The following is a 10,276-nucleotide window of genomic DNA, read 5'->3' on the forward strand; positions in this document are numbered from 1 at the left end:
ACATTATGAAGGAGAAGGACAAGGTAGAACCCGCTTGCTTTTTAAAGCGTCAAAATAAAGAAGCCGGGGTCTCCCAGGCTCCTTTTATGTTTTCATTTAAGATTTTTGTTCTTCTTTTTCTTTCTCTTCACGGAGCACAGCTTTACGAGACAAGTTGACCCGTCCTTGCTTATCGATTTCAGTAACTTTCACAAGAATCTCATCTCCGATTTTGACAACATCTTCAACTTTTCCTACGCGGTCAAGCGCAAGCTCTGAAATGTGCACCAAACCGTCTTTTCCGCTGAAAATTTCAACGAATGCACCGAATTTTTCGATTCGTTTTACTTTACCTAAGTAAAGCTGACCGACTTCAACCTCTCTGACGAGGTCTTCGATGATTTTCTTCGCTTTTTGGTTGCTGCTCTCAACTGTCGAAGAAATAAAGATTGTACCATCCTGCTCGATATCAATTTTAACACCGGTCTCTTCGATGATTTTATTGATTTGTTTTCCGCTCGGTCCGATGACATCGCGGATTTTATCAGGATTGATCGCCATTGTTAAAATCTTAGGCGCATATTGGGAAAGCTCTTTTCTTGATTCGCTTAATGTAGCAAGCATACTGTTGAGGATTTCCATTCTTCCTTTTTTCGCCTGCTGAAGCGCTTCTTCGAGAATCTCTCTGGAAAGGCCATCAATTTTAATGTCCATTTGCAGCGCCGTTACGCCCTTTGCAGTTCCGGCAACTTTAAAGTCCATGTCTCCAAGCGCATCTTCCATGCCTTGAATATCAGTTAAAACAGTATAGTGTTCGCCTGATTTGACAAGTCCCATTGCAATACCTGCGACTGGTGCTTTGATTGGTACACCGGCATCCATCATTGCAAGTGTGCTTGCGCAAATACTTGCTTGAGACGTAGAACCGTTTGATTCAAGCACTTCTGACACAAGACGGACAGTGTAAGGGAAGTCTTTTTCAGACGGAATAACTGGCTCAAGCGCACGCTCACCCAGTGCTCCGTGTCCGATTTCACGGCGTCCCGGCCCACGCATTGGTCCTGTTTCCCCAACGCTGAATTGCGGGAAGTTGTAATGGTGCATAAACCGTTTCGATTCTTCGACACCTAAACCATCAAGGATCTGCACATCCCCGAGAGCACCTAACGTACAAACGCTGAGAGCCTGAGTCTGTCCTCTTGTGAACAATCCGGAACCGTGTGTTCTCGGCAAGAGGCCGACCTCAGAAGAAAGCGGGCGAATTTGATCGACTCCGCGGCCGTCAGGTCTTACCTTTTCTTCAGTAATCAGGCGGCGCACTTCATTTTTGACAAGCTTGGACAAAATTTGTTTGACTTGCTTGATTGTTTCTTCATCATGCTCATCTTCCTCGAATTTTGCTACCACTGTGTTTTTCACTTCAGTAATGGCATCTTCGCGCGCATGCTTTTCATGAACTTGGATTGCTTTCAGCAGATCTTCTTCTGCTAAAGCCTTTACCTTTTCATTCAGCTCTTCGTCAATTTCATAGAGCTTAATTTCTGACTTTTCTTTGCCGACAGCTGCAACAATTTCTTCTTGGAATGCAATCAGGCGTTTAATCTCATCATGGCCGAACATAATCGCTTCTAGCATCGTTTCCTCAGGAACTTCGTCTGCTCCCGCTTCCACCATGTTAATTGCATCTTTAGTTCCGGCAACGACAAGATTGATATCACTTTTCTCAAGCTGATCAACCGTCGGGTTAATAACAAATTGATTATCAATGCGTCCGACAGTTACCCCTGCAATCGGTCCTTCAAACGGGATGTCCGATACAGAAAGTGCAAGCGATGAACCGAACATAGCAGCCATTTCTGAAGAGCAGTCTTGGTCAACACTCATGACGATGCTGATGACTTGAACTTCATTACGGAATCCATCGGCGAACAAAGGCCGGATCGGACGGTCGATTAAACGGCTCGCCAATACTGCTTTTTCACTTGGACGTCCTTCTCTTTTAATAAACCCGCCAGGTATTTTACCTACCGCATATAGTCTTTCCTCGTAGTTTACAGTAAGCGGGAAGAAATCAAGCGGTTTCGGTTCTTTTGAAGCGGTTGCTGTACTGAGTACTGCTGTGTCGCCGTAGCGGACCATAACAGCACCGTTTGCCTGTTTGGCAAGCTGGCCGGTTTCAACAGTAAGCGTTCTTCCGGCCCAATCTATGGTAAAGACATGTTTTTCTTGTCCCATACGATTACGAACTCCTCTCTTCGTTGTGTGAAATAATCAATTACTCCTATTATGAACGAAATGGATTGAACATATCAATGTCAAAGTAGTATGTAAAAGGATTTCAATGATTGTTATAAAAATTTTCGCTTTAATACGATAAAAAAGCGGGAATCCTCCCGCTTTTTACGATTATCGACGTAAGCCTAGTTTGTTAATTAACTCACGGTAACGAGTTACGTCTTTATTACGCAGATACGTAAGAAGATTACGACGCTTACCTACCATTTTAAGAAGACCGCGACGTGAATGGTGGTCTTTCTTGTGTGTACGTAAATGCTCGTTCAAGTTGTTAATTGAATCAGTTAGGATAGCGATCTGAACTTCTGGAGATCCAGTATCAGATTCGTGTGTTTTAAACTCACTGATGAGTTGGTTTTTACGCTCTTGAGTAATTGCCATCCTGTTTCACCTCCAAATCATATTTAGCCCCAGTTACCTAGCAACCGTCGGTGACTTCGGATTGCCAAGCAAAGGTTTTAAGACTACGAAGACTATCATACTAAAAATCGGGCCTATATGCAAATATTTTAGATTAAAATTTGTGTGCGCTGCATGTTATTTCCGCAAATTGCTGAAATAACGGATCGCTTCCTGCTTATCTTTCTCAATTTGCTCTGTTAATTCTTGAATGCCGTTGAACTTGCGCTCGCTCCGAATTCGTTTATACCATTCAATTTTTATAGCGGCTCCGTATACATCTTGATCAAAATCAAATAAATTGACCTCAATCGAAGGCTGTTCCGGACGTTTTTCATAAAACGTCGGCTTATAGCCGATATTGCAAACGCCGTTGTAAAGCTCGCCGTTTATTTCCGCCTTGACGGCATATACACCGGTCGGCGGGACAATATAGCTGTTATTTAAGCCGACATTGGCAGTCGGAAACCCGATTGTCCGCCCTCTTTTATCTCCGTGAATGACAATTCCTTTAATAAAGTAGGGCTGTCCAAGCAAAACATTGGCCAGTTCAACGTCTCCGTTTTGAAGTGCATTCCGAATATAGCTGGAGCTGATTTTTTTATCCTGCTCCGTCAATTTTTCTACCATCGTACAATCAGCTTTTCCATCTAAATCAAGCGGCATCGTTTCCATTGTTCCTTTGCCGTATTTGCCGTACGTAAAGTCAAAGCCTGCCACTGCATGCTGTACATTAAGGCCTAAAACGTACTGATCAACAAACTGCTTTGGAGTCAGAGAAGCAAACTCTTCATTAAATTTAACAACATACAGAATCTCCGTGCCTAATTGTTCAATTTGACTGATTTTATCTTCAAGAGGAGTAATCAGATCCTTTGGTTCCTGATCCCTGCCCAGCACATGAGAGGGATGTGGGTGAAAGGTCATCACGGCTAATGTCAGATTTCTTTCTTCAGCTATCTGTTTGGCTGTGCCGATTACCTTTTGATGCCCTAGATGGACGCCGTCAAAATAACCTAACGCCATCACAGATTCTGGCTGCTCCTCTTTTGTTAAATGATGCGGATGTGTAATATGTATCGTCTTCACAGAACGGTCACCTTTTTTCTATTGTTCGCTTTTTTGCATCAATACTTTTGCCGGCTTTAACAGCCCGTGTTTTGTAGGATGGGGGAAATAAATCGCCAGACAGCTTCCGGATTCCGTATAGACTGCGATACGGTCGTCGCTTGTCAGATCCGAGAATTGTTCAGGTGTTTCAAGCAAAGCCCCATTTTCTACTTTCTTAGCTAATGTATCACTTATGATCCATTTCGGCAAATGATTGAGCGCACGTTCAATAGAGACTGTATGCTCTGTTATAGTTCCGGATTCGGCTTGAGCTTCCAGCTCTTCGAACGTAAAGCATTCATCAAGGGAAAAGTCACCGGACGCCGTACGGATCAAATGAGACATATGAGCCGGATATCCGAGCTTTTCGCCAATCATAACCGCCAGTGTCCGCACATAGGTTCCTTTTGAACATGTTACCGTAAACCGGAAACTCGCTGTCTCTCCATTATGTTTAACCCCTGTAGTGAGCGCAATGTCTTCAATGGTAATAAGACGTTTTGGCCGTTCTACTTCAAGTCCCGCTCTTGCATACTCATATAATTTTTTGCCGTTTACCTTTACTGCTGAATACATCGGGGGAATTTGTTCTTGTTTTCCCTTTAAGCTGTTTAAAACCTTTTCTACTTCTGCTTCATCAATAGCTTGAACTACTGGCTTTGTATCAACGGGTTCTCCGGTTTGATCCTCTGTCGTCGTTGAAATGCCAAGCGTAATTTCAGCATCATATGTTTTAGACTTCTCAGTTAAATATTCAACAATTTTTGTTGCCCGGCCTACACAAATCGGAAGCACACCTGATACCTCAGGATCAAGCGTTCCCGTGTGTCCGACTTTTTTTGTTTTAAGCAGCTTCCGGATCTTCATGACACAATCATGAGATGTCATGCCTACCGGTTTATGTAAAAGGAGAACTCCGTTAACCATATGCCTTTCACTCCTTCTGTTGTGTAAATTTTCTTTAAAACGCAGAAAAGAGGACAGACGACGAACGCCTATCCTCTTCATTTGTTATTCAGACGGGTTCTCTGAATTCAATTGGTGAATCAATGTTTCGATTCGGTTCCCGTAATCAATTGATTCATCGAACTCAAATTCAATCTCAGGCGTTTTACGAAGTCTGATGCGACTGCCGATTTCAGAGCGTATAAACCCTTTCGCCTTAGCCAGTCCTTTCAGCGCTTCTTCCCGTTTTTTCTCGTCTCCGAGAACGGAAATATACACCTTTGCAATTTGCAAATCACCTGATACACGTACATCTGTTACTGTCAGAAAACCAATTCTCGGATCCTTCAGCTTTCGGCTGATAATATCACCGAGTTCTTTTTTCATTTGCTCGCCAACACGGTTTGCTCTCATACTCAATTCAATCACCTCTAAGTTAAAACCACTCTGTTCTAGTGATCGTCCGTTCAATTTCAGGAAAAGAATCGATAAACGCAAGAACACGCTGCAATTCTTTTTCTGTTTGAACGCGAGAGGAAGAAACAGCGGCGATTCCAAAGCTGGTTCTTTGCCATGTGTCCTGATAGCCAATCTCCGAAATCGAAACATTGAACTTATTTTGAACCCTGGTTAAGATCCGCTTTAGAACGGCACGCTTTTCTTTTAACGATCCTGCATCATAAATGATGCATTCACATTCCGCAAATCCGATCACGTTCTTTCAATTTCTTGCATGACAAACGCTTCAAGGATGTCACCTTCACGAATGTCATTGTATTTCTTAATCGTTATACCACATTCGTAGCCTTGTGAAACTTCTTTCACATCGTCTTTAAAGCGTTTCAGAACGTCCACTTCGCCTTCGAAGATTACGACGCCGTCACGAATTAAACGGAGACCGCTATTGCGCGTGATTGTTCCTTCAGTAACATATCCGCCGGCAATCGTACCGATTTTAGATACTTTGAATGTTTGGCGCACTTCTACTTGACCAATTACTTTTTCTTCATATTCAGGATCAAGCATACCTTTCATAGCCGCTTCAATCTCGTCAATTACTTTGTAAATAATACGGTGAAGACGAATATCTACGTTTTCAGCTTCAGCCGTACTCTTAGCATTACCGTCCGGTCTCACATTAAACCCGATAACAATTGCATTGGAAGCAGATGCTAAAATAATGTCAGATTCTGTGATTGCACCCACGCCTGTGTGGATGATTTTCACTTTAACACCTTCAACTTCAATTTTTTGAAGTGCGGCTGTTAAAGCTTCGGCAGATCCTTGAACGTCAGCTTTTACGATAAGGTTGATGTCTTTTACATCACCTTGTTTAATTTGCTCGAATAAGTCGTCAAGACTCAGCTTTGCTTTATCGCTTCGCTGCTCTTCAAGCTGTTTGGAAGCACGGGCTTCTCCAACAGAACGAGCTGTTTTTTCGTCTTTAAAGACAAGGAATTGATCTCCTGCTTGAGGCACGTCATTTAGACCAGTAATTTCAACCGGTGTAGACGGGCCCGCTGTTTTTACACGGCGTCCGATATCATTGACCATTGCACGGACACGGCCAAATGTATTGCCGACTACGATCGGATCACCGACATGCAGTGTTCCAGTCTGTACGAGCAATGTCGCAACTGACCCTCTGCCTTTATCCAGTTCTGCTTCAATAACAGTTCCTTTTGCCTGGCGGTTCGGGTTCGCTTTCAGTTCCTCTACCTCACTGACAAGCAAAATCATTTCAATAAGTTCATCAATGCCTTTTCCAGTTAAAGCGGAAAGCGGAACAAAAATCGTTTCTCCGCCCCAAGCTTCAGGCACTAGTCCGTATTCCGTCAGTTCTTGCATGACACGGTCAGGGTTCGCAGCTTCTTTATCAATTTTATTCACAGCAACGATGATCGGTACTTCAGCTGCTTTCGCGTGATTGATCGCCTCTACTGTTTGCGGCATTACACCGTCATCCGCAGCAACAACTAGGATCGTAATATCGGTTACTTCCGCACCGCGTGCGCGCATGGTTGTAAATGCGGCGTGACCCGGCGTATCCAAGAAAGTGATCTTCTTGCCGTTTTCTTCGATTTGGTAGGCTCCGATATGCTGAGTGATTCCGCCAGCTTCTCCTTCAACAACCTTTGTTTTACGGATGCTGTCAAGAAGGGTTGTTTTCCCATGGTCAACGTGACCCATGATTGTAACGACAGGAGGACGAATTTCAAGATCCTCTTCTTTATCAGGCTCTTCGTATTTCTCTAATTCAGTTTCTTCAAGGACAATAACTTCTTCAGTTTCAACACCGTATTCTGATGCAATCAGTTCGATTGTGTCTTTATCGAGCTCTTGGTTAATGGTCGCCATAACACCAAGAAGCATCAGTTTTTTGATGAGTTCAGAAGGCTCTTTGCCTAGCTCTTCTGCCAGTGCGCCAACTGTTAAAGTGCCTGAGAACGTAATTTTTTCAGGAAGCTCTTTTTTCGGCTTCACAGGCTTTTGCTGATGTTGGTTTCTGTTGTTGTTATTGTTGCGTTTATTTTTTTTGTTGTTGTTATTCTTCTTGTTTTTGTTAAATTGATTATTCTGCACGTCATTCTTCTTTCCGTCTCGAATTTTATTTGGTTGATTTCCAGCAGACTGCTGATTTACCCCTTGCGGCTGTTTGTTTTTGTTCGTTTCCGCAGGCTTTTGAGATTTAACGGCTGCGCCGCCTTTTTTAAATTTGGCATCAAGCTGTTTAATGGCCTTTTCTTCAAGCATGGCCATATGATTATTCACTTCTAAATCCATGTTCTTCAGTGCGGTCAAAATTTCCTTACTTGAAACATTTAACGCTTTTGCATATTCGTATACTCTCATTTTAGCCATTCGTTCACCCCCAAAAATATTAATCGAGCAAGCTGATTAGCTTATTCGCAAAACCTTGGTCAGTGACGGCGACAACGACACGGGATTCTTTACCGATAGAGCGGCCAAGAACCGCGCGATTCGCGACTTTTTTATAAGGAACTTTATAATAATTGCACTTGTCGGTTACTTTCTTTGCTGTGTTAGATGATGCATCCTCTGTAAGCAGGACAAGCTTCGCACGCGCATTCCTGACTTCTTTAATAACCAAGTCTTCGCCTGACACGACCTTACGAGCTCGATTGGCCAGACCCAGCAAGGGAAACCATTCCATTCCAGACATTTTATTTTTTCACCTTTTCCGCCAGTTCCAGCAATTCTTCGAAAATCTGGTCATCGATTTGTGATTGAAATTGATTTTGCAAAGTGTTTTTCTTTTTTGCTGCTAAGATGCACTCTTTATCCAGCGTTAAATAAGCACCCCGCCCGTTCTTTTTCCCGGTCGGATCTACTGAGATTTCGCCTTCTTTTGAACGAACAACTCGGATTAGTTCCTTTTTAGGCTTCATTTCACCAGTCACCACACACTTGCGTAACGGGATTTTTTTGTGTTTATTCACCTAAGGTCACCTCTTATTCATCCGATTCAGCAGTTTCAGGCTCCGTAAAGAGCGGCTCTTCGTCGTCTTCTTCTTCAAGTTCTCTCGGATAGATTCCAAGCTCTCTCGCGTCTGTTTCGCTCTTAATATCAATCTTCCAGCCTGTCAATTTAGCAGCTAAGCGTGCGTTTTGTCCTCTTTTGCCAATCGCCAGAGACAGCTGGTAATCAGGAACAATAACAGTTGTCGCTTTTTCTTCTTCATTCACGATGACATCCAGCACTTTCGAAGGGCTGAGCGCATTCGCGACAAATTCTACAGGGTCATTCGACCAGTTGACAATGTCAATTTTTTCACCTTTTAATTCATTGACAATCGCCTGAACACGCTGGCCTTTAGGACCGACGCAAGAGCCTACCGGATCCACATCAGGATCATCTGTGCGGACAGAAATTTTCGAACGGTCGCCTGCTTCTCTGGCAACAGATTTCAGCTCCACAGTTCCATCATAAATTTCTGGCACTTCGATTTCAAATAAACGCTTTAAGAGGCCTGGGTGTGTTCTTGACACATAAATCTGCGGGCCTTTCGTCGTTTTTTCTACTTTTGTGATATACACCTTAATGCGGTCATGAGGCTTATAGCTTTCATTCGGCATTTGCTCATTAACCGGCAGCAAGGCTTCAATTTTTCCTAAAGACACATAGATAAACTTGTTGTCCAGGCGCTGGACGATACCTGTCATGATGTCTTCTTCACGGTCAATAAACTCAGAATAGATCACACCGCGTTCAGCTTCGCGCACACGCTGTGTCACGACCTGCTTCGCTGTTTGGGCTGCAATGCGTCCGAAATCCTTAGGCGTTACTTCAATCTCTACAACATCGCCCACCATATATTCCGGATGGATGCTTTGCGCCTCTTCGATTGAGATCTCCAGTCTTTGATCATATACCTCATCAACGACATCTTTTCTTGCGAATACACGGATTGAACCTGTTTCACGGTTCAAATCCACCCGTACATTTTGCGCCTGATTAAAATTGCGCTTATAAGCAGAAATTAAAGCAGCTTCGATTGCTTCAATGATAATTTCTTTGCTGATGCCTTTTTCTTTTTCAAGAATGGTGAGAGCATCTAATAATTCACTGCTCATGTTAACGGTCTCCCCCCTTAAAACTTATATTCATTAGAATGTTACAGCTAATCTTGCGTTAGCTATTTTTTCATACGGAATATCGATCCGTTTCTTTCTTGTTTTGATTGTCATCTCAACTGTCACTGTTTGTCCATCAAATTCAGCCAGCTCTCCTTCAAACACTTTTACGCCGTCAATCGGCTCATAGGTCTTAATGTATACATTTTTCCCTAGTGATTTTTCAAAATCGGCTTTTTTCTTTAATGGACGCTCAGCTCCCGGGGATGAAACCTCAAGAAAGTAATTTTGGCTGATTGGGTCTGCCTCATCAAGCTTCTCGCTTAGAGCTTCGCTTACTTTGGCACATTCCTCAATATCCACACCGTCATCGGAATCAATAAACACGCGAAGGAACCAGCTTTGACCCTCTTTGACGAATTCAATGTCAACGAGTTCAAGCTGAAGGCTGTCTACGATTGGCTGAGCCATTTCTTGAACGGTGTCAGTCACTTTTTTGCTCATGTTCTTCCTCCTTGTGCTGTCGATATCATATTCGTCTCGTCACTCTGCATAAAAACCCTGCTTCAAAAGAGCAGGGGCTTTAAAGTAAACGATGAACATGTCGAGACAAAATTGTCTTGTTCAATACAAAAGAGCGGGTTTCCCCACTCTTTGCCTCGGTAATCGTTAGCATTTCCAATAAAACTATACCATAACCATATTTTTATTGCAAATGGATATACGTTTACCTTTACGCTGTTAAGCTGATCACAGGGGCTCTCATCATACGATTGCACTTTTGCCGCACATGTATGCATAAAAGCAGAATTTCTTAAGAAATTCTCAGCTTGTAGAGAAAACGATGTTTTTTCTACAAGCTTTTTTGTTTTGTGCTGTTTCTTTGGATTTTCAGCTGATTTCAGAAACAGAAAAAGAGCTCCCACATACCTAACTCTGCTTGGCTAGGTAT

Annotated in this window: 11 protein-coding genes; all 11 read right to left on the bottom strand. The window is 43.0% G+C overall.

Going from position 1 to position 10,276, the window contains the following annotated elements; translation table 11 throughout:
• Nucleotides 1-96: 96 nt before the first annotated feature.
• On the bottom strand, nucleotides 97-2,214 hold the full coding sequence (gene pnp / locus LJF29_RS19600) for a polyribonucleotide nucleotidyltransferase (RefSeq protein ID WP_010334288.1): 2,118 nt from the start codon (nucleotides 2,212-2,214) through the stop codon (nucleotides 97-99).
• Nucleotides 2,215-2,385: 171 nt separating this feature from the next.
• Complete coding sequence (gene rpsO, locus LJF29_RS19605) at nucleotides 2,386-2,655, bottom strand: 30S ribosomal protein S15 (RefSeq protein ID WP_003154182.1); 270 nt, start codon at nucleotides 2,653-2,655, stop codon at nucleotides 2,386-2,388.
• 156 nt (nucleotides 2,656-2,811) lie between these two features.
• Entirely contained in the window at nucleotides 2,812-3,762 is a 951-nt protein-coding gene (gene ribF / locus LJF29_RS19610) for a bifunctional riboflavin kinase/FAD synthetase (RefSeq protein WP_229150192.1), read from the bottom strand.
• Between the two features lie 18 nt (nucleotides 3,763-3,780).
• A complete protein-coding gene (truB, locus tag LJF29_RS19615; RefSeq protein WP_229150193.1) occupies nucleotides 3,781-4,710 on the bottom strand; it encodes a tRNA pseudouridine(55) synthase TruB in 930 nt (309 codons plus the stop codon).
• Between the two features lie 84 nt (nucleotides 4,711-4,794).
• Nucleotides 4,795-5,148 carry a 30S ribosome-binding factor RbfA gene (gene rbfA, locus LJF29_RS19620; RefSeq protein ID WP_010334286.1) on the bottom strand — a complete coding sequence of 118 codons (354 nt, stop codon included), beginning with the start codon at nucleotides 5,146-5,148 and terminating at the stop codon, nucleotides 4,795-4,797.
• 16 nt (nucleotides 5,149-5,164) lie between these two features.
• Nucleotides 5,165-5,443 (bottom strand): DUF503 domain-containing protein, encoded by a 279-nt coding sequence (locus tag LJF29_RS19625; RefSeq protein WP_003220950.1) that lies wholly within the window; start codon nucleotides 5,441-5,443, stop codon nucleotides 5,165-5,167.
• A complete protein-coding gene (infB, locus tag LJF29_RS19630) occupies nucleotides 5,440-7,590 on the bottom strand; it encodes a translation initiation factor IF-2 (RefSeq protein WP_010334285.1) in 2,151 nt (716 codons plus the stop codon). Before infB ends, LJF29_RS19625 begins: the two co-directional genes overlap by 4 nt.
• A 19-nt stretch (nucleotides 7,591-7,609) precedes the next feature.
• Nucleotides 7,610-7,912, bottom strand: a complete 303-nt coding sequence (locus tag LJF29_RS19635; RefSeq protein ID WP_010334284.1) for a YlxQ family RNA-binding protein — start codon at nucleotides 7,910-7,912, stop codon at nucleotides 7,610-7,612.
• Nucleotide 7,913: 1 nt separating this feature from the next.
• Nucleotides 7,914-8,189, bottom strand: a complete 276-nt coding sequence (gene rulR, locus LJF29_RS19640; protein WP_010334283.1) for a glucose-induced regulator RulR — start codon at nucleotides 8,187-8,189, stop codon at nucleotides 7,914-7,916.
• Between the two features lie 13 nt (nucleotides 8,190-8,202).
• On the bottom strand, nucleotides 8,203-9,324 hold the full coding sequence (nusA, locus tag LJF29_RS19645; RefSeq protein WP_229150194.1) for a transcription termination factor NusA: 1,122 nt from the start codon (nucleotides 9,322-9,324) through the stop codon (nucleotides 8,203-8,205).
• Nucleotides 9,325-9,357: 33 nt separating this feature from the next.
• Nucleotides 9,358-9,828, bottom strand: a complete 471-nt coding sequence (rimP, locus tag LJF29_RS19650; protein ID WP_010334281.1) for a ribosome maturation factor RimP — start codon at nucleotides 9,826-9,828, stop codon at nucleotides 9,358-9,360.
• Nucleotides 9,829-10,276 lie beyond the last annotated feature (448 nt).

The sequence above is a fragment of the Bacillus sp. LBG-1-113 genome (assembly GCF_020708615.1).
In the GTDB taxonomy this organism is placed as follows: domain Bacteria; phylum Bacillota; class Bacilli; order Bacillales; family Bacillaceae; genus Bacillus; species Bacillus mojavensis.